We start from the raw sequence: 21,070 nt of genomic DNA, 5'->3' as shown, positions 1-21,070 counted from the left end.
ATTTTTAGCGATCGCTGGTTTTTGATCCTACCTCACCAAATCGCGTTGCTCCCAAATCAAGAAGGGGAAGCTGATATCAGAATTTCTGCAGACCACTTCCCAGAGGCAATATTACCTGGGACGTTTGCAGATTATGAACTGAATCCACGGGAATATGAGTTAAGCGTGGCTCAGACTATTTTGCAAGTTAATACACGGGTTGCTGACCTCTACAACGAACCCATGAACCAGACTGAGGAACAATTACGGCTCACCATCGAAAGCTTACGAGAACGCCAAGAATACGAAATGGTGAACAATCGTGACTTCGGACTGCTACACAATGCTGACCTCAAACAACGCATTTTTACCCGCAGTGGTCCCCCAACTCCCGACGATCTCGATGAATTGATCTCCATTGTTTGGAAAGAACCGAGCTTTTTCCTCGCTCATCCCCGCACCATTGCGGCGTTTGGTCGGCAATGTAACCACCTTGGACTTTATCCCCACCCTATCCCGATGGGTAACAGTGCAATTCCAGCTTGGCGTGGTATTCCCATCTATCCTTGTAATAAGATTCCCGTTACGAAAGAGCGTACTAGCTCCATTATGTTAATGCGCGTGGGAGCAACCAACCAGGGTGTTATTGGTCTGCACAAAACGAATATTCCCGATCAATATCAGCCTAGTTTGTCTGTCCGTTTCATGGGGATTAACGAAAAGGCCGTTATTTCCTACCTGGTTAGTGTTTACTACTCTACAGCCGTTCTTGTTCCTGATGCACTAGGCATCCTTGAAGATGTAGAAATTGGTCTTTAAGTAATCGGACATCCTCTTTAAAGTAGCAACGAACGACCGTTCGTTGCTACCCTCCAATGCTCTCTGTTAGGAGAGTAAATTTAATTGCATGAAACGTCTACGTTATGACAAATGTTTCGATTAGACCAGATTTAGACCAAGAAAATGGGCAACCCCAGATCAGCTTAAGCACGAAAGGGGCGCGGAATTTAGCCAAAACCACGAAAACTCCGCCCCAGATGCAAGGCATTACCCCTAGGTGGTTGTTACAGATGTTGCCTTGGGTGCAAATCAGGGGTGGGGCCTATCGGGTTAACCGTCGCTTGACCTATGATGTTGGTAATGGACGAGTCAGCTTTACCAATACAGGGACTCAGGTGCGGGTCATTCCCCAAGCACTTTGTGAACTCCCTTTACTGCGCGAGTTTGAGGATATTGAGGTACTCAACGCCTTGGCAAACCGCTTTGTGCAACAAGAATTTGCTCCAGGTGAGGTAATTGTACAGGAAGGTCAACCAGCCGACCAGGTATTATTAATTGCTCATGGTAAAGTCAATAAGCTTAAGGCAGGAAAGTATGAGGCGGAAGCTTTACGGGATGTTTTAGCTGACGGCGATTGTTTTGGCGGCGAAGCAATAGTTGTATCTCAAGATACATGGGAAGTGAGCCTTAGAGCGATTACTCATTGCACAGTGTTGACCTTGCCAGTACAGGCGTTTCGGGAGTTACTGAACCAGTCTGAGGCATTGCAGACTCAGGTTGATCGCTTTAGAGAGATATTGAGCAAACCCCAGGATAGGTATAATCAAGCTGAGATCGCCATGATCGCAGGTCATAGTCAGGAAACTGAGTTACCCAGGACCTTTGTTGATTACGATTTGACTCCACGGGAGTATGAGTTAAGCGTCGCTCAAACCATTTTACGGGTGAATACGCGAGTTGCTGACCTCTACAACGAACCCATGAACCAGACGGAGCAACAATTACGGCTGACTATTGAAGCGTTGCGGGAACGGCAAGAATACGAAATGCTTAATAATCCTAATTTCGGGTTATTGCACAATGCCGATCTCAAGCAACGCATCTTTACCCGCACCGGGCCACCCACTCCCGATGATCTTGATGAATTGCTCTCTCGGCGACGCAAAACCCATTTTTTCCTCGCTCACCCTCGTGCGATCGCTGCTTTTGGCCGCGAGTGTAACCGTCGTGGCATCTATTCCCCAAGCAAAGAGGTCAATGGAAAGATTGTACCTGCATGGCGCAACTATCCGATTTTTCCTTGTAACAAAATTCCGATCACCAAGGAGGGTACTAGCTCTATTTTGGTACTCCGTGTCGGAGAAGAAAACCAAGGGGTGATAGGTTTACATAAAACGGGTATCCCTGATGAATACCAGCCCAGTTTGTCCGTCCGATTCATGGGTATCAACGAAAAAGCTGTCATCTCCTACCTCGTCAGCGCCTACTACTGTGCAGCCATTCTCATCCCCGACGCACTTGGCATCCTGGAAGATGTCGAAATTGGGCGCTGAGGGAAGGGGAAACCTGACTTTTTGTACAGTGACTAAATGAAATGTCGTCGTGACAAATTGCTGTTCTTGGGTTAATCCCGAAAGCAGCATTGTTTGATGGTTTCTATCAACCAGCTTTTGTCGGTTAGGTGTAGTACTGTAATTTTGAAGATAAATATTTATGGTGAATACTCAAGTCTTTGAACAGTCATCTGTTAAAAAAACTACTTTTGACCTTAAAGCCTACTTATCAGAACGGCGATCGCAAGTTGAAGCAGCGCTTGAACAATCAATCACTGTAGTCTATCCAGAAATACTCTACGAATCCATGCGCTATTCTCTGCTGGCTGGAGGAAAGCGCCTACGCCCGATTCTATGTCTTGCCTGTTGTGAACTGGTTGGAGGCACAGTCGAGATGGCGATGCCTACTGCTTGTACGCTGGAAATGATTCACACCTTTTCTCTGATCCATGACGATTTACCCACAATGGATAATGATGACTATCGACGCGGCAAGTTAACTAACCATAAAATTTATGGCGAAAACATTGCCATTCTAGCTGGTGATGCGCTTTTAGCCTATGCCTTTGAGTTTCTTGTGGTTCAAACCAAAGGAGTTGCTGCCCAGCAGTTATTGCAGGTTGTTGCTAAGTTGGCTCATGCAGTAGCAGCAACAGGTCTAGTTGGCGGTCAAATTGTTGATTTACAATCTGAGGGATTGCAGAATATTGACATCGAAACTCTCAACTTTATTCATGCTCACAAAACAGGAGCAATGTTCGAAGCTTCCATTCTCTCAGGTGCAATGCTAGCGAAAGCTGACAACGAAGTCCTGCAAAAGCTTTCTTGCTATGCTTCCTACATTGGTCTAGCTTTTCAAATTGTTGATGATGTTTTGGATGTAATTGGGACACAAGAAGAACTCGGTAAAACCCCAGGCAAAGACCAAAAGGCACAGAAAGTGACGTATCCCAGTTTATGGGGTATTGAGGAATCAAAACGCAAGAGCCAAGAATTAGTTGACCTAGCCAAAGCTGAACTTGTTGATTTTGGAGCAAAGGCACAACCTCTAATGGCGATCGCAGACTATATCACAGCTAGAACACATTAGTCAGTCAGCGCTCACTCTGCTCAGAAGATCGCAAAAAAAGTCAGGTTACTTTAAGTGGAACACACAGGGAGCACCTGGAACTGTCACAGAAGAAATGGCAAGTAATTTTGGGGCTAGTTTTTGAATTAAGACAAAAGCTAGAGGGATGGAAAGTAAAGAATCAAGCCAGAGTTTGGTAAAAAACAAATTAGTATAAAAAATACTGCATGAGAAAATAGAGCTACTGAAAGTAGAGTGAGTAACTCTTGCAACTGACCCTTTTTTGAATTCCAAATGCAAAATTCAAAATTCAAAATGAAGAATAAGAATAATTTTGAATTAATTCTGGGTACAAGCCCCCGCCATAATCTTTGATTATGGCGGTCTTCAATTAGTGGTGGGTACAAGCCCCCACTAATTGTCTTTAATTTTAAATTTTGAATTTTCAATTGGTTTGACTTTTCCCGTTAAGTGTCTTTTGCAAGCTGCCAACCTTCTCTATGAGACGCTTTTCTTGCATTTTCTTCGAGACTACTGATAAAATAACGAGTCTCAACTGTTGTTTTCCCATCCAATGAACGGACGGACTCTACCATACTGTTGGTGATATTTATGGGTTAATAACTTGGATTGAATATGGATTCAGGCAAAGTAAATATGAACTTGGTTGGTCTGATTACCGTATCACAGATTATCAACAGATAGAGAAATGGTGGGAGATTATTTTTAGCGCCTATTTGTTGGTTAGTTTCCTTTCCAGAAGCCTTTAAAAAGCTTTCACAACCAGAAGAAGATTCTCTGTGGACTCTAGCTTCGCCCCATACACTTTTTCAGCAAGCCCTACTTAGTTAAATAATTTGTTGCTTTACATTATTTTTAATTCTCATTCTCCTGAACATTGTTCTTATAATTTCAAGAATAAAAAATAGGCTGATCTAGCAAATTACTTTAGAAAAATATCCAAATAGTAATTAACAGCAACAGCTTCAGAAGAGAAGGCCAGTAAAAAATTTTAGCTATCAAGTTATCTTGATACTGTAACAGCTTAAAATCAGGTTTTACAAGCATTAAAACAGCGTTAATAGTTATCAAGAAAATGTAGATATAAATAACTAAGTAGAAAAACTCGAAATAAACAAGTTCTTTGGCAAGGACTTGTTCCCTAAGCGAAACTTGGTCAAGAATGACAATAAAAATAAAACCAGCACAAGCTGCCAAAACCTCCATAGCCTTATCTCTATCGGCAATCACCAGCATGGCAAACAGCATGACAACGACTACAAACAGCGGGCCGATTCTGGAGATAAAAATACTGATAACTTGACGTTTGGTAGTAATATTGAAATTCAGTTCAGGAACATTTGTTTTAAAAATAGTATTTTGGATCCCAAAATTGCTATCGTATGTTGCATAAAGATATTCAAAAAAACTATCTTCAATCTGCCAGCCATCCAAGACTAGTCTCTTATCCAAACCAGGATGGGCGCTGGGGTTAATAATTTTATAACTCTCAAAATCGGGCGTGAGAAACACTTGGCGGTTTAAATTACTTTGAGCGTTAAAATCGCTGTGCCATAGCCGAATTTGAATATCTTTGTAGTCAAAGGGATAGTGAGAGTAATCCAAATTTTGCAGCACTGTAGCTTCCACATACCAGCCAATAACCTCAACATTTCCTTGGGTATAATGGTAAGCTTCCTTCACTTGTACATCGTTGACACTGACAGCATCCGGCATAATAAAACCGCGAGTCAACCCATCGTGAATGCCTTTGGTATACTTCTGCCAGATGTAACCCGTCATAAAAACTTTTTTAGCACTTTCAAATTCTAAGGACTGAATGAAAATTCCAGTAGGCACATATAACGGCGGCTTTCGGTTTAAGTTTTTATTTAACTTGACTTGGGGAGCCAATAATTTATCAACTTGTGCTTGATTAAGCAGGACGTTGTGATTGGCTATATAGTTGCGATCGCCCAAAGCTAATTTCCAAATCATTCCGATTTCTGTGGCAAACAAGATACTAGAGATTGACGACACTATCCACACTCGGCTAGCACGAAACTCATAAGCCCGCAACATTAGAACTGACAAACAAATGAAAAACCAGACCAAGGCTAAACAGCTTAAGATTAGCGTTTGCCGCTTAGTTTGGTCATCTAGCAAAACTTCTTGTTTGAGAAAGACCACTCCCACTACCCAATTATTCAGCTTAGTTGGTTGCAGGAAAAACCAAGAATTTTGACCTGTGGTTTCATCGAACAACTCCGCTTCGCCTTCCTTACCTTGAAGCGCCTGTTTAACTAATGCTAGGAGTTGTTTATTGTTCTGCTTGGCAGCAATTTCAACCAAGTTGTTTTGCTGTTTTACATTATCAGTAATCGTATGATAGACAAAAGTTCCATTTTTAGAAAGAACAAAGGCGTAGCCCGTTTTTCCCAGTTCCAGTTTTAAGGAATCAATCAACTGTTGTATTTGACTTAAGGAATATTCACTAAAAAGCACTCCTTGCGGCAATTTTTGTTTGCCCTGCAAACGATAGAACGGAGCATAAAATCCCACTATGGGTTCAGTCAAGAGAGACTGCTGTGACCTGCGGTAGGGTTCTCCCCAAGATGCTCCATCCTGCAACGTCTTGCGATACCAGGGATATTTTGTGTTGTCATCATTCTTCTCTTGTTGCCCCAATTGCACACTGTTGTTTACCCTGAAATAGACAGGTGCATCTAGCTTTTGGGATTTGCTTCTACTAACACCAGCTTCATAAGCTGCACCGAAGGTAGCAAGATAAGGGTTTTTTTCGATTTTTTGTTGGAGTTGCGCTGATAGTTGCTCATCGTTGATTTCACCTGTTGTCAGGGAGTTAGCAAGAGCAAGAGAATTATCTTGAGTGTTACGCAGTTCGTTCTCGATCTCCAGAGTCGTTAGCACAGCTTCTCGCTGGGCTTGGTTTTTAGCTTTTTGAAGTCTCTGCTGTGCAGTGTGCCAATAGGTGTAAAACCCAAATAGAGCTAATGCAAGAGTAATACCACAAAGGGTTAGTAATGTAAAGAATAGTATTTTTTGCTTTTTATTCTTTTCCATGAATGCCAGTTATCAAAAGCGTAAATAAATTTTCTCGTAAAGTATTCTGACACTTTTCCATATAATTTACATATAAATTGGCTGTATCTATTTATAGTTAAAATGATGCGTCATATTAAGTGTTTTTCAGCAACTATCTTATTGGTGAGTTTGACTGCTTGTACCAGCGAGCAAAGGCAAGTTTATACTCCACTAGACAGCAGAGTAAATGGCAATACTGGCTTAGGTGCAAGTAAAAATGTACTGATTGACGGTTCGGGTACGGTTTCTGTTATTAGTGAAGCAATGAAAGAACAATTTAGAAAAGCAAACCCCAATGTAAGAATCGCTATTGGGAAGAACGGTACTGGAGACGGCTTTACAAGGTTTTGCCTTGGCGTAACTGATATCTCAATGGCAGCCCGTCCGATAAAAAAGTCAGAGATTGAAGCCTGCCAAAAAAACAACATTGAATTCGTTGAATTGCCCCTTGCCCTTGATGGCATCTCCCTTGTAGTCAATCGCACCAACACCTGGGCTACTTGCCTCAAACCTCAAGAACTGAGCAAAATATGGGAATCTGCTGCATCAGGCAAAATCGTTAACTGGAACCAAGTTCGTAATAATTACCCCGATCAATATCCCCTAATACTGGCTGGCCCGGCTGTAGGCACTGGTACTGTAGACTATTTTAGTGAGGTGATAATTGGCAAAAGTGGGAAAATCCGCAACGACTACAAAACCAGTGAAGAGGAAAGCGTAACTGTTCAGACAGTCGCGTCTGAGCCGGGAGGTCTTGGCTTTACATCCTTTTCCCGCTACCTAAAAAATCAAAACATTCTCAAGGCTCTTGCTATTGAGAACAAGGAAGGTAAATGCGTAGAGCCAAGCCCAGAAACGATCGCCAACAGCAGCTATAATCCCCTTTCCCGTCCTCTATTTATATACGTCAGCAAGACAGCTCTTAAAGAAAATCCTGCCGTCAAAGTTTTTGCAGATTACCACCTAAATGCTGCTAACCGTTCCTTAATCTCAGAAAGTGGCTACGTTCCTTTGCCAGATAACTTGCTAGCAAAGGTGCGATCGCGTCTAGATCATGCGATCGCTGGCTCGATTTTTGAGGAAGGGTCGCCAGCCAATGTCAAACTTGCAGATAAACTAGCAAGTTCCAAATAGAGGTAGAAAACAGTGCTATAAGTTATTCCAGCAATTTCTTTTAGGGAGCAACGCGATTTTCTGAAGTCGGATAAAAAACGAGCGAGGCTTCTGGCACTGGTGGCGGCGGTGGCGGTGCAGGGACAGGCATCAGTAACATTGGCATCCTTAATACTGGGTTGGGCAATGACACTATCAGCGGCAGTGGCACTGGCGGCAACGGCGATTATGGCGGCGGTCAGTTCTCCGGCGGCGGTGGATTTGCGATTGGTATCAGTAACGGTGGCAGTCTCAATACTAGGGGCGGAAATAACACTATCACTGGCACTGGTCAGGGCGGTAGTGGTTCTGGCAACGCTTTAGGCTACAGCCTCATCGTTATAGGGATCTCCAACGACGGAGTAATTGATACTGGGAATAGTGGTGACATTCTTACCGGATAGGCTACAGCAAAAATTGATGGTACTGCCTATGGCATTTATGGACAAGGAACGATCCGGACTGGCGATGGCAATGACGAAATTACAGCCACCAGTACCATCAATGACATCAATGAAGTTAAACAAAAAGTTACTATTGGTGGCGGTATCAACATTGATCTAGGCAGTGGAAATGACTACTTCAAAGGGTTTGGTATTGGGACTGTGGATGGTGGAAAAGGTTTTGATACCTTAGACCTCAGTGTTTTCAATCGCTCTGAACTTACTTTTTCTGGTGTAATTTCAGACAATGCCCTAAATCCAGCTAACATCAGCTTCAATAACAATAAAAATGTGATTACACTGTTTACAACAGGCTTTGAGAATTTTATCTTTGCAGATGGCTCTTTGTGCTATAGCACTTTGGTCTGACACACTCCCAATTTTTCTTCTCTACAAGACGCGCTACTCGCGTTCGCTTGAAGTTATAGAGGAGCGATCGCTCCAGGGGTGCAACTTTTCCTCTTTGAATATCAAGCCAAAAAGTGACCATCGATTTATCAAAATAATAATAGCGTTTACCTAAAGTTAGGTAAGCGCTACTGTTTTAATTAAATTCAGGGAAAAAATATAGTGATAATGAATTCCCTGATTTTTGTTATTAATTAATTCCAATTTAATTGATTACACAGCACTGCGACGATTTAGCAAGTTCCACAAAAAAATAGCCACAATTGCGCCAAGAACCGCTACTGCAATACCAGGAATGCTGAGTGTGGGGGCGGCTAATGTCAAGGTTCCTGTACTGAAGAATACACCAAAACTACCACCAACAAAAGCACCGATAACTCCTAATATGATTGTTCCTAGAATTCCGCCGCCTTGATGACCGGGATAGATAGCCTTTGCAATAGCACCAGCAATTAGACCTAAAACAATCCAAGCAAGAATATTCATTGTTTTAATTTGATAAACGTTTTTTACGCGACAAATATACAATAACAATCCAAACATTGACATTCAATCTATCAACAGAACCAATTATTAATAGCCTTGAGGATGAATGCTGTTACTTCTGGTGATATACCCCATAACTGAAATTGATAATAAATAAAAAAAGCTCCTAGTTGGTCTAAAACCGGGAGCTAATAAATTCTTTGCTTGATAATTGCAGTATATGCATTTTTAATCGCCAAAATCTCATTGAAAAACCTAGCTATAAGCCTTGAAAACTATATCTGTTATTTTGGCTTTTCTGTCAATGCGTAAGTTTTATACACGTTGGAACTTGCCGTAGTAGAATTCACTCTTGGTAGTGCCATTGTTTTCGGTTTTAGTTTCCGATTTACGTTCACCGCTAATGTGGACATCGTTTTTTTTTCGCGTGAATCCAATTTTCTTCAACGCCCTTGAAATTGTACGAGCACTGATATCACTGTTCCAAAGTTCTGCCATCTCTTTCTGGGTTTTATCCCCATGAACTTTGCTAAACTCACGAAACTTGTCCCAATCACTAATTTTGCGATCGCTGCGGGGCGGTTTGTTCGTTTTTGGCTGAAAATCAAGAGTTGCTGCTTTGCGCTTCAGCCAAAGATCGATCACTAGATCCGACACCCGAACCCAAAAGCCTTATGAATAATCGATTTGCCGATATCAAGCGTGCCATTCGGTATTGTATGATATGTGGACTTAAGTTCAGTGCCTGACGTAGCCGCTCAATCACTCCAGTATTGATTTGCTGTGCGCTCATAGAGGGTACTAGCGCTAGCAACTCCAGATATCGAAATGTCACGCACATTTTCCAGCTATTGTGCCAATTGCCACGTTTTTTACAATAGGTGAATGGGCGCTAACCTATCATTTGCATGATACTTGCACGCTTTGGGTAAGCATAGCTATGCCGTTAGCCTTATCATACTGGCTCACAATTTGCAACTATTAGTAGCAATAAGCTATTACTTTCGTCAATTAAAAGTTGCATAATATGGCAAGTAAAGAAGAACAATCAGAGGTCGTAATGTTACCACTTAGTGAAGTGGGGTCTATTAGATGGACAGATACGCGTGGGCATAAAATGCGTGCATTGCGTGGCGATATGCCATTGGTAACTTTATCCAAAAGGCTTACTGAATTTGAAGTAGATATTTCCCGCCAGTACTTGAACAGGATGGAGACAAATACAGATGTCAAAAATGCTTCTCCAAAAGTCATTACTGCCTTGTGTCAAGTATTTGGCTGTACATTGGCTGAATTACTGTGTCTAAAATCAACCCTAATTGTGCAATTAGGGATTGACAATTGCAACTAAAAGTTGTACAATGATTGTGAGGAAAAGCGAACTGCCTGCACCCGAATGCAAAAAGGGATCGCAAACTAATTTAACGAACATTGACGAACCAAAACTGAAGTGCTCCCGGGAAAAGTAGCCAAAGCTAAAACCGGAGTAGCCGGAAGTAACCTTGTAACGCTCAAATCGCCAAAGACAAGTCCGATGACCTAACTAAGTCTGAAAACTGGTTATAAAAAATCAACATTTCAGGATCAAGGTGATCACTACTCCAAAAGTATGCGGTCGCCTTTTGCCATTCCATTCATAGTGCAATTAGGGCAAACGCTCAATACCTTCTCTACAGCCTTGTGCTGTAAATTATTGCTAGATTGACCTTGCTACTATTCATATCTGGATTCAAAAAATTTTATTAGTAGGATAGGTTCAGATGAGAATCTTGCTGATCGAAGATGACGAAGTTTTAGCGAGTGTTTTGTTGCAGTCTCTTACCCAACAACACTATGCTGTTGAAATTGCACGAGATGGACAAATTGGCTGGGAATATGCCCAAGGTACGAACTACGACCTGATATTAACAGATGTTGGACTGCCGAAACTCGATGGCATTACTTTATGTCAGCGTTTACGTTCTAGTGGCTGTTCCACTCCTATTTTGTTGATCACAGCAAAACATGAAACTAACGATCGCATTCGTGGACTCGATGCTGGAGCAGATGATTATCTCATTAAACCTTTAAATTTGGGAGAACTCCAAGCAAGGGTACGGGCTTTGCTACGTCGCGGCGATACTCGCCGTCCTCCAGTGCTAGAAGTTGGGGCATTGCGTTTAGATCCAAGTATTTGCGAGGTAACATACGATAATCAAGTTCTAGATTTAACACCTAAAGAATATAGTCTGCTGGAGTTATTACTGCGGAATCCATTGCGGGTTTTTAGTCGAGGAGATATTATCGAACATCTCTGGACTTTTGACGATCCACCCCAAGAAGAAACTGTTAAGTCCCATATTAAGTGGTTGCGACACAAGTTAAAAGTAGTTGGAGCCGTAGATTGGATTGAAAACGTTTATGGTTTGGGATATCGCTTAAACTCCCAAAAAGCTACTAGTAGTAGAAATAGCGAAAAAATAACTCAAAAAAAACCAGAGCAAAATTCCTCCATACCCGATACTTCCCCATCCGTTGAACAGCAATTTAACCAAGCAATGAGCGGGTTGTGGAGCCAATACCAGGGACTAATGACACAGCGAATGGAGGTACTGCAACAAGCAGCAACAGAACTCTCTAGCGGCACGCTAACTATAGAATTACGTGAATCGGCAGGACGAGAAGCGCACAAGCTAGCTGGTGTTTTGGGAATGTTTGAGCAAGAAGCAGGAACTCAAATAGCGCGCGAAATCGAACAGATTTTAGACAAAGATGGAGAGCTATTACCAGCCCAAAAACACCAGATAATATCGCTGATACAAGAGTTAGGCAACTTGTTAAACCACACGAATGTAGTTAATCAAACTGTTACCTCGATTGGGGAAGAGATAAGTCCGAAGTTACTGCTAATTGACCCTGATTTACAACTGGGTTCACAATTGCAACAACTGGCATATTCTACGGAAATGCGTTGGCAGCAAATAACAACGTTAGAAGGTGTAAAAAACTTCTTGCAAACCACATCACCAGATTTAGTAGTACTGAATGTAGATGAGATAGGGCAGCGAGAGGAAACTTTGGCACTAATGCTGGACTTAGCAACACATACCCCTGCTGTACCTGTTCTAGCGCTGGCTGTCACCGATCGGCTAGTGGACCGCGTGACTTTGGCTCAGTCTGGGGCGCGGGGTTTTCTGGTCAAGCCTGTCACAGCAAGTCAAGTTTGGGAAACTGCGTCTCAAATATTGCAGTTTACTCATTCTTTAACAGTAAATGTATTAGTAGTTGATGATGACCCACTGATTTTAGCAGCATTAGGCCCAATGTTAGAACCTTGGGGAATGCGAATGACCAAATTGGACGATCCCCTACGTTTCTGGGAGGTATTGCAATCTACTGCACCAGATTTGTTGATTTTGGATGTAGAAATGCCCCAAATCAGTGGGATAGAACTTTGCCAAGCAGTTCGCACAGATCCCCAATGGCAGGAATTGCCAATTGTATTTCTGACGGCTCACCGGGAGATGGAAACGGTGCAGCAGGTGTTTGCTGCTGGGGGAGATGATTATGTGGTTAAACCCGTTGTGGGGGCAGAATTGCTGGCAAGGATCGCCCATCGCCTAGAACGCAGCCGCCTACTACGGTCGCTCTCTACCAAAGACCCCTTAACCAGACTAGCAAATCAGTTACAGTCTAGCCGAGACTTACAACATTTGATTGCTCAAGCCGAGAAAAATCAGCAATCGGTTTGCTTAACGATCTTGAATATCAGCGATTTACGCCAAATTAATATCCAGTATGGGCATGAGGCTGGTAATCAAGTATTGCAACGATGGAGTCGTCTATTCCAATCGGCATTTTGCGGTGGCGAAATATTGGGCTATTGGGGTAACGGAGAATTTGTGGTAGGAGTTTCTGGGTTTACTGAAACAGAACGGTTTGTCCTCCAACATCGCCTCAGTGACATTTTAACCAAGCTCCGCCAGCAAGTCTTTACAGCTCCCAATGGCGATCGCTTCCAGGCAACTTGTAATTTTGCTATGGTTGAATATCCTAATGATGGACTAAATATACAATCTTTATACCAAGTTGCTAATTCTATGCTAAAGCAGAACTAAGGTAATACTTCTCGGGTTTTGCATTTTTAAGTTCACCGAAATAACAAATGCGTTCGCCAAAATAACAAATGCGTTCGCCAAAATAACAAATGAGTTCGCCAAAATAACAAATGCGTTCGCCGAAATAACAAATGCGTTCGCCGAAGTAACAAATGCGTAGGCATCGCCCAATACGGTTCGGATAAGCATTTTTCACTTTCCTTGTGGTCTGGGGAATGGGGTTGCGGGAAAAGGGTAAAGTAAAGAATGTATTCAAAACCTTTTCCCTTTTCCCTTTCCCCTTTAACCGAACCGTATTGCTTGCGCCCCTACTCCCCTTCTAACTGTTGGGCTACCAGTCTGGCAAATAACCCTGATTGAGCAATCAATTCCGAAAAATTACCTACCTGCACGACATGACCAGCGTCGATAACATAGATGCGATCTGCATTACGAATTGTGCTGAGGCGATGGGCAATTACCACTCTGGTAGCATTTAACTTAGCTAAACTTTCAGTTACAATTGCCTGGGTGCGGTTGTCTAAAGCACTGGTAGCCTCATCCATCAAGATAATTTTAGGCTTGGAAACAAGCGATCGCGCAATCAATAATCTTTGCCGTTGTCCACCGGAAAGATTACTACCACCCTCGGCGACGATCGTATGCATCCCCATTGGCATTTGCTTGATATCATCAGCAAAATCTGCCATTTGTGCCGCTGACCAAGCTTCTTCTAAGGAAACCAAAGCCCCGGCTGTGATGTTATCAAAAACCGATCCCGTACCGATTTTACCATTTTGCAGTACCACTCCTAACTGTCTTCGCACAGCCTGGAGTTCCATCTCTGCTAAGTCTTTGCCATCATAATAGATGCTACCTGTCAATGGAGTTTCAAACCCCAATAACAACCGCAATATCGTTGATTTTCCACTTCCAGAAGACCCAACGATCGCGACAAATTCCCCTGGTTCGGCATGGAGGCTGACATCATTGAGGATTAAGGTGCCATTTTCCGAGTAGCGAAAACTGACACGATTTAGGGCAATGCGACCGTTTAATTGACCGGGGTTAACCTTGGTTGAGTCATATTCAGGCTGCGATCGCCAAATCGGTTTTGCTCGTTCCCATATTGGTACAATACTCCAAATTTGCGATACAGTATTGCTCAGGTCAATTACTCCTTTGATAAAAATCGCCAAAGCATAGTTAAAAGCTACGAATGTACCCAGTGTTAGGCGTGTCTGCATTAACAGCATGGCAAACCCAAACAGCAGTATAGAACTTACCAAAGGGAGTGCTTCGTTAAATATAGAAATACCATCTTTAATCTCTTGCCAACTCGCCTTCAGTCGGATCTGCTGGCTGTACTTTTTTGCCCAAGCTGCAAATGCGCGTTCCTCTGCCATTGTCACTCGCAGTTTGGCAACACCGTTGATTAGTTGTACGGTGAGTCCCTGAATTGCACCATTGAGTTCTTGCTCTTTTTTGGATTTCTTCACCAAGAGGAAACTTGCAACAGTCGTAACCACAGCGGTAAATATTGCTAAACCCACGCCCACAAGCGCTAGTTGCCAACTGTAAATAAACATCAGCACCAAGTTGAATAAGGCAAAGACTCCACTCAAAAATGTTTTTTGAGTAGCACCGCTAAGTTTTTGATGGATTTCCCTCACCGCCATAACACGGTTGACCAAATCTCCAGAAGTATACTGACGAAAAAAGCTAGGACTTAATCTGAGTAACCGATCCCAAATGGCTGGCTGCAATATGCTATCAGTGGCGCTTTCGACTCTTAGAGTAATAATGCTTTGGGCAATTTGAAAAGCTAACTGTCCAAAGGCGACTGCAAACATGACCAATCCGATCTGCCAAAGCATTGCGCGATCGCTATCGGGAATGGCATGATTGATTAAAATTGCTGTTGCTTGCGGTGCAACCATGCCCAATATTGTGCCTAGTAGCCCTACCAGTAAAATACTGGCGATGTCTTTTTCATAACCCTTGACTCCAAACCGCAGTAGAGCAATGGCGTTGAGCGCAACTTGAGGTAACGGTCGATACAGAACGTAGGCTAATGGTGACAGTGTTTTTGCTACTGCCTCATTTACAGGTCTTTGAGTTCGCACTACGGGGTCAAAGATCGTATAATCCCGATGATCTGTAGGTAACAATGCCACTGGGTGCTTTTCCAACTGAGTATAAGCTAACATTGCTCCTTGGTCTTGATGCCACCAGCCATCTGCTAAAGTTATACGGCGGATACGAATTTGTGATGCTTGTGCGATCGCGGCTACAGGGTCTTTAATAGAATTCAAATCCTCTACTGGTGGACGAATCTCTATTCCCAGCGATCGCCCAACTGCACCAAATGCTACCAATAAGGGCGGCCCCTCATGAGAAAAAACCGCCTCCTGCCGTGGCTGCAATACTGTTGCTAAGTCAGAGAGTGCCCCCTCTATTACTTGCTGATTAAATTGCTCACGTTCTTGAAACTGCCGAAATTCTGCTTCTGCTTCTTTATTTGCCAGCAAACTGAAGTAGTGAAAGAAATAAGTCTGCAAACTGGCTAAACCTGCTACAAGTTCCTCGAAATTTTCTAAATCTGCCGTTGGCAACATCTGCCCGATAACCGCATTTTCTGCCTCCAGCCACATAGTATTCGTGAGCGGAAACGCTGGTGAGGTAGAATTCAAGGTTAATTCCTCAACTCCCATCCAGTGAGTTTTGCCTTGCTGCAACTTCACCCATAGAAGTGTTGTTTGCCTCCACTGTAGCGTTTCACCAGGGGATAATGAAAAATCCTGCCCTAATGTCTGCACAAGATTTAATGGCATTGTCAAAACTGTCTGCTGGGCGCTAAGAGATTGTCCTAAATGATTTATCCAACCTTCTAAAAATTCTATGGCTTGAGAGTCAGCCGCCGCAATTCCCTTAACCAAATCAACCACTGACATCTGGCATAATTGGGTAGGTTCAATTGCGATCGCTACAAAATTCCATTGGCTTTGTGCTATTACTTCCGGTAACAATGCTGCACTAAATAATGCTTCTTCAGCGTTGACATGAAACAGATAGCGGCGATGCTCCTTTAGTAAGCTGTTCTTAACTCTAGTGGCAAACACCGCCAATGTTCCAGACTGCACTATCCAGAATGTTTCTGAGCCATTCAGCAGTACTGGTTCGTTTGCTTGGAGGGAGTACAGTTTAGAAGAAGGATTCACCTGTGAGCTACTCATTACTCAATTAATGGAATATTTGATGGTCTAGAAGTCTTTTGCTATATCAGTACTTTTATCTAGTACATAGCGTTTACAATAATTAATAATTAGCTGTACTTGTATAATTTTAGATAAAAATATTGCGTATTGCTACTAAAAATTTAGCATTAAAAAATGCTATTAATGTAATTCGATACTCCCTGATGACCATCTCCAAAGTCTTGTATAAATTCATCAGTTACTCTATTTGCACAACTATCTATCTCTTTGGAAAGGGAATTTTGATGCAGTATTTGATGCGCTGATTTACGTAAAACCTCAAATAATTTAGAACTGTAATCAGAGTCTTCACTCAAGAAATTCCACAGTTCTTTACCAATCAAAGTTTGCATTTCCCAATCAGGCAGTATTTGTTTTAATAGGCCAATTGTTACTGTTTTGCTTGTTCTTTTACCATAAGTAAATCCTATATACGCTTTATCTCCTTCTTTAACCTTTTCTTGAATTTTTTCAGCCCAGTAATCTACTTGATCTTTATCCATATTGTTTGGTCCGCTTTTTATTTGCAGCCAAAATTTTTCACCATCACTCGTACTTTTAACCAAATCCCATCCTGATTTTTTAGGAGCTTTTGCAATAGAATCAGAACTAGTAAGTAACAGGTCTTCTATAAAAAATCCCATAGATGTAACGATTGACCGAGTAGCCGCCATATAAACATTTAATCTGACAACTGCATCTGGAGTATCTAAATTAAGTGCTCTAATTAAAAATGGGTTCGGATTTAAATTCTTTAAAGATAGGTTTCTAACCATATTTAGTTGTTTTTGAGTAAATACCCTACTAATAATGGCTAAATAATTTTCGGCAACTGTAAGATCCGTTGATAAAGAGCCTGATTTCGTATATATAGACAAATTACTAATTTCTTCATCCGTTAACTTTAAAACCTTTTTACCAGATATACTCTTGAGGTTTTTAAGATTTTCTTCTTGAACTTCTAAAAAATTCTTTATATCTGCAAAATATGAAGCAAGAGAACGTGCTTTATTGACTGTAAAACCTACCTCATTTCTTAGAGCGTATGCTAACATCTCATGAAACTGTTCAGACATTTTAATTTATCCTAAACTTAATAAAACTAAATCTTTAAAAAGCTCAATTAAAAAAGTGAAAGCTGTTCAAAAACATTTGTTGATTCTGGTTTTTCATTTTTGATTATTTTAGATAAATATTGTCCTATTGCGTGAGACAGTTTAACCGGAACAGAATTACCTATTTGTCTATATCTAGACGCTATAGAACCATAAAATACCCAACTATCAGGAAAAGTTTGAATTCTTGCATATTCTCGTACACTCAGAGGCCGTAATTCAACAGGATGACACATATCCGTAGCTTTCTGATGTGGGCTTGTCGTCACCGTAGGAGAGGGTTTATCCCAAGACAATCTTCTATAAAATCCAACTTTGCCACCTCCAGATTTGTAAGCACCTCCCATTGCTTCAGGCTTTAATTCATCTGGTAAATGTCTCCAGTTTTGACCTTCTTTCAATAAAGCAAGATATTTTAGACGTTGTTTTGAATAAGGGATGTATTCTGGATGTGGGTCGGATAAATTAGATAGAGCATCTCTAAGAGTTCGCCATTTTTGAAGTCTTTTTAAGCCATTTTTATCATGAGTTGGTTTAGGAAAAGTTAAAATTTCACCATTTTTTGAACCAATAAATATTACTCTTGCTCTCGTTTGCGGTACACCATAATCAGCAGCTTGCACTAGCATAGGAAGAGCAACTTCATAACCGATTGCTTTCATTTGGGCTAATACAACCTTAAGGGCTGCCCCCTCAATTTCATCTGGTTCTAAAAGAGGATATCCAATACCTCTTTGATTATGAGGTCTATGCCGAATCGGAGATGAAAGTAATCCTTTGACGTTCTCCATTAAAAAAAAACGAGGTTGAATTTCTTTCACAATGCGAATGAAATCCATAAATAAACTTCCTTGTGGATCTATAACAGAACCACGCTTACCCGCAGTGCTGAATGGTTGACAGGGCGGCCCTCCTGTTACTAGGTCTACTTCACCAGGTAAAAGAGGTCTACCAAGTTTTAAAACACGTCCTCCCTCTTCTAGCAATGTTTGTGCTGAAATCTGTCTAATATCTCTTGGTACAGCACTTTCTCTAAGGTGGGGGCGGTTCAGAATAATAGTTTTTGTTGCATCAGCATCTATTTCAACTACGCTGACAGTAGAAAAACCTGCTTCTTCTATACCCAAATCAAGACCGAAAGCTCCTGCAAACAGAGCAATAGATATCAATTGGTTATTAATCACTTTTTCCTCAGATTTTCAAAATCAATTTTACTCACATTTAAACCTAATAGATTTTTATAATTCCCACAAAATTGTCTGGGTGGGTATTTTTACATTGTCGTCTAAGTTTTTTATAAATACTACCTTGCCTCTGCCGCGTGAAGTAGACGAAGATAAGTTCCGCCTTGCTGCCATAATTCTTCATGGGTGCCACGCTGCACGATTTTACCTTGTTCTAGCACAATAATTTCATGGCAATCGCGAATTGTGCTGAGGCGGTGGGCTACTACAATACACGAACAACCACGCTGTCGCAAGTTACGATTAATAATCAACTCCGTTTCTGCATCCAGGGCACTGGTTGCTTCATCCAGTATTAAGACTGTGGGATTTCTCACCAAAGCGCGGGCAATTTCTAAACGCTGGCGTTGTCCACCACTAATATTCATACCGCCTTCAATCAACTCAAAGTCATATTTCCCAGGCATAGATGCGATCGCATCATGAATTGCTGCATCTTGGCAAGCCTGCACCAAATCAGCTTCTGGCACAGTTGAATCCCAAAGAGTGATGTTTTCTCGGACAGTGCCGGCAAATAAAAAGATATCCTGTTCAACCATTGCCAACCAGTTAGCCAGAACAGAACGCTTAATTTGCGATCGCTCTACACCATCAAAGCAGATTTCTCCTTCCCACGGTTGATAAAGACCACAAATTAATTTAGCAACTGTGGATTTACCAGAACCACTTCCCCCCACAAGCGCTATTCTTTGTCCTGGCTTGACAGTCAAGCTCAAATTCTCAATCAAGGGAGGTTCTACACGACTGTAGCCAAAAGTGACATTCCGTAACTCAACATTACCCTGTAATTGCCAGAGAGATGAAGGAGAACTAATAGCTGCCCCCTGCCTCCTGCCTCCTGCCTCCTGTCTCCCCTCCACTTCCAAATCAACGGGATTTTGCAATATATCATCAAGCCGATTTAAATCAGCTTCTAAATCTTGGAGTGTACTGCCGAAATTAACGAGGCTATTAACTGGCTCTAAGAAGCTCAGTGTTAAACTTTGGTAGGCAACCAGCATTCCAATACTGAGATTGCCCTTAATTACCTGTAAACCACCAACCAGCAGAATAGAAGCTGTGGTTAGGGCTGTCAAAATTGTGGGTAATGTGGTGAGAATTTGAGTTTGTAAGCCTAATTGTTGTTGGGCGTTGAGTGCTTTAGCATAATAACCCGCAAACCGAGCAAATAAGTCTGACTCCAGCCCCGAAGCTTTGATGGTTTCTATCGTTTGGATGCCACTAACCGTTACTCCGCCCACTTTGCCATATTCCTGAGCTAGGCGCATGTTTGCATCTACACGAGTTTGCGATAAAAATAAAAGAGCGAGAATGTTGATTAAAGCAAAACCAACTGCGATCGCACTCAGCAATTGGTCATACTGAATCATAATCAGCAGGTAAAATATCATCATCACCGCATCAATTACTGTAGTTGCCAAAGACCCTGAGAGTACTTCTGCCACACGGTCATTCAGTTGCACCCTGCTACTAATTTCCCCAGCAAACCGTTGGTCATAAAACCCAATGGGCAATCGCAGGATATGCCAGAGAAACTGTCCTGATGTGCTGACTGATAACTTAACCATCAATCGCCGCAGGTAGGTAAGCCGCAGTCTGGCAAGGAATGCCCGTAATAAAGTAGTTAACAGCATTCCTAACAACAAAGGTCGTAGCCAATCTTGTCGGTCTTGGATTAAAATCTCATCGATAAATACCTGAGAAAAGGCTGGTACAGCTAACCGAGGCAATGTTAGCAATAACCCAGCTAGCAGGCAAAATAAGATAGTAACTCGTGAGTTTTGTAAGCGGCTACTTAAGGCTGAGACAATGTGATTTTTTTTGCCTCCCTTCTGAAAGTCTACCCCTGGTTCCATTGTCAACACAACACCCGTGTATGCGCGATCAAACTCTTCCCAACTCACTGTTCTCCGACCATTGGCAGGATCGTTAAGGTAGACACGTTTTTTGCTATATCCTTCTACCACGAGAAAATGGTTAAAATTCCAAAAGGCAATGTAGGGAAGACGGGTAGCTGTCACCTTTTCTAGAGACAGTTTTAAACCTTTAGCATTGAGTCCATAGTTTTTGGCAGCTTTGAGAATATTAAAAGCTTTACTCCCATCCCGCGAGACACCGCATTCTTCACGCAGTTTAGCCAGTGGTACAATCCGGCCGTAATAGCTAAGAATTATTCCCAAAGCAGCCGCACCACATTCGACCGCTTCCATTTGCAAAAGTGTAGAAGTGCGAACACGATTTGGCTTAAATTTTGGAATTGGGGATTCGGCATTGGGCATTGGTCATTGGGGAGTTAAAACTTGGACGTTGAGCTTCTGAGGGTGGAAGTTGAGCTTCTGAGGGTGAACGTTGAGCTTCTGAGGGTGAACGTTGAGCTTCTGAGGGTGAACGTTGAGCTTCTGA

At 42.1% G+C, this 21,070-nt stretch carries 15 protein-coding genes and 3 pseudogenes; 9 read left to right on the top strand and 9 right to left on the bottom strand.

Annotated features, from left to right (window positions below; translation table 11 throughout):
- The 4 genes and pseudogenes from ACFE90_RS21495 to ACFE90_RS21480 form a co-directional block, all read left to right on the top strand.
- The coding region (locus ACFE90_RS21495; protein ID WP_375504098.1) for a family 2B encapsulin nanocompartment shell protein at positions 1-798 on the top strand (798 nt) is incomplete at its 5' end.
- A gap of 104 nt (positions 799-902) precedes the next feature.
- Positions 903-2,312: a family 2B encapsulin nanocompartment shell protein gene (locus ACFE90_RS21490; protein ID WP_375504096.1), complete on the top strand. Its 1,410-nt coding sequence runs from the start codon at positions 903-905 to the stop codon at positions 2,310-2,312.
- A 160-nt stretch (positions 2,313-2,472) separates the two neighbouring features.
- Positions 2,473-3,402, top strand: a complete 930-nt coding sequence (gene crtE, locus ACFE90_RS21485; RefSeq protein WP_375504094.1) for a geranylgeranyl diphosphate synthase CrtE — start codon at positions 2,473-2,475, stop codon at positions 3,400-3,402.
- 578 nt (positions 3,403-3,980) lie between these two features.
- Positions 3,981-4,148 (top strand): annotated as a pseudogene (locus ACFE90_RS21480) (IS701 family transposase); the annotation flags it as partial.
- Between the two features lie 181 nt (positions 4,149-4,329).
- On the opposite strand, the gene ACFE90_RS21475 reads toward ACFE90_RS21480, so the two are convergent.
- Positions 4,330-6,465, bottom strand: coding sequence for a cache domain-containing protein (locus ACFE90_RS21475; RefSeq protein ID WP_375504092.1), 2,136 nt, complete (start codon positions 6,463-6,465; stop codon positions 4,330-4,332).
- A 102-nt stretch (positions 6,466-6,567) separates the two neighbouring features.
- Between ACFE90_RS21475 and ACFE90_RS21470 the strand changes: the two genes are divergently transcribed.
- The 3 genes from ACFE90_RS21470 (at position 6,568) to ACFE90_RS21460 (ending at position 8,450) form a co-directional block, all read left to right on the top strand.
- A complete protein-coding gene (locus tag ACFE90_RS21470) occupies positions 6,568-7,620 on the top strand; it encodes a PstS family phosphate ABC transporter substrate-binding protein (RefSeq protein ID WP_375504090.1) in 1,053 nt (350 codons plus the stop codon).
- A 158-nt stretch (positions 7,621-7,778) separates the two neighbouring features.
- Positions 7,779-8,042, top strand: a complete 264-nt coding sequence (locus ACFE90_RS21465; protein WP_375504088.1) for a hypothetical protein — start codon at positions 7,779-7,781, stop codon at positions 8,040-8,042.
- 201 nt (positions 8,043-8,243) lie between these two features.
- Positions 8,244-8,450 carry a hypothetical protein gene (locus ACFE90_RS21460; RefSeq protein ID WP_375504086.1) on the top strand — a complete coding sequence of 69 codons (207 nt, stop codon included), beginning with the start codon at positions 8,244-8,246 and terminating at the stop codon, positions 8,448-8,450.
- 252 nt (positions 8,451-8,702) lie between these two features.
- On the opposite strand, the gene ACFE90_RS21455 is transcribed toward ACFE90_RS21460, so the two are convergent.
- The 3 genes and pseudogenes from ACFE90_RS21455 to ACFE90_RS21445 form a co-directional block, all read right to left on the bottom strand.
- Positions 8,703-8,975, bottom strand: a complete 273-nt coding sequence (locus ACFE90_RS21455) for a GlsB/YeaQ/YmgE family stress response membrane protein (protein WP_375504084.1) — start codon at positions 8,973-8,975, stop codon at positions 8,703-8,705.
- 318 nt (positions 8,976-9,293) lie between these two features.
- Positions 9,294-9,386: pseudogene (locus ACFE90_RS21450) on the bottom strand (Hsp20/alpha crystallin family protein); the annotation flags it as partial.
- A gap of 6 nt (positions 9,387-9,392) precedes the next feature.
- Positions 9,393-9,632, bottom strand: a pseudogene (locus ACFE90_RS21445) (IS630 family transposase); the annotation flags it as partial.
- Between the two features lie 370 nt (positions 9,633-10,002).
- On the opposite strand from ACFE90_RS21445, the gene ACFE90_RS21440 reads away from it, so the two are divergent.
- On the top strand, positions 10,003-10,326 hold the full coding sequence (locus ACFE90_RS21440) for a helix-turn-helix domain-containing protein (protein WP_375504082.1): 324 nt from the start codon (positions 10,003-10,005) through the stop codon (positions 10,324-10,326).
- A gap of 409 nt (positions 10,327-10,735) precedes the next feature.
- Positions 10,736-13,072: a response regulator gene (locus ACFE90_RS21435; RefSeq protein ID WP_375504080.1), complete on the top strand. Its 2,337-nt coding sequence runs from the start codon at positions 10,736-10,738 to the stop codon at positions 13,070-13,072.
- Here the strand turns inward: ACFE90_RS21435 and ACFE90_RS21430 are convergent.
- From ACFE90_RS21430 to ACFE90_RS21410, 5 genes are all read right to left on the bottom strand, one after another.
- Positions 13,053-13,328 (bottom strand): hypothetical protein, encoded by a 276-nt coding sequence (locus ACFE90_RS21430; RefSeq protein ID WP_375504078.1) that lies wholly within the window; start codon positions 13,326-13,328, stop codon positions 13,053-13,055. The genes ACFE90_RS21435 and ACFE90_RS21430 overlap by 20 nt on opposite strands.
- Positions 13,329-13,380: 52 nt before the next feature.
- Complete coding sequence (locus ACFE90_RS21425; RefSeq protein ID WP_375504076.1) at positions 13,381-16,287, bottom strand: NHLP bacteriocin export ABC transporter permease/ATPase subunit; 2,907 nt, start codon at positions 16,285-16,287, stop codon at positions 13,381-13,383.
- 149 nt (positions 16,288-16,436) lie between these two features.
- The gene (locus ACFE90_RS21420) at positions 16,437-17,384 is read right to left on the bottom strand and encodes a PmeII family type II restriction endonuclease (protein WP_375504074.1); all 948 of its coding nucleotides are present in this window, start codon (positions 17,382-17,384) and stop codon (positions 16,437-16,439) included.
- 47 nt (positions 17,385-17,431) lie between these two features.
- A complete protein-coding gene (locus ACFE90_RS21415) occupies positions 17,432-18,607 on the bottom strand; it encodes a DNA cytosine methyltransferase (protein ID WP_375504072.1) in 1,176 nt (391 codons plus the stop codon).
- 119 nt (positions 18,608-18,726) lie between these two features.
- Positions 18,727-20,946: an NHLP family bacteriocin export ABC transporter peptidase/permease/ATPase subunit gene (locus tag ACFE90_RS21410; protein WP_375504070.1), complete on the bottom strand. Its 2,220-nt coding sequence runs from the start codon at positions 20,944-20,946 to the stop codon at positions 18,727-18,729.
- Positions 20,947-21,070 lie beyond the last annotated feature (124 nt).

The sequence above is a fragment of the uncultured Nostoc sp. genome, from assembly GCF_964245445.1.
Classification (GTDB): domain Bacteria; phylum Cyanobacteriota; class Cyanobacteriia; order Cyanobacteriales; family Nostocaceae; genus Nostoc.
The sequence above is the reverse complement of the archived record's forward strand: the minus strand, read 5'-3'. Positions and strand labels throughout refer to the sequence as shown.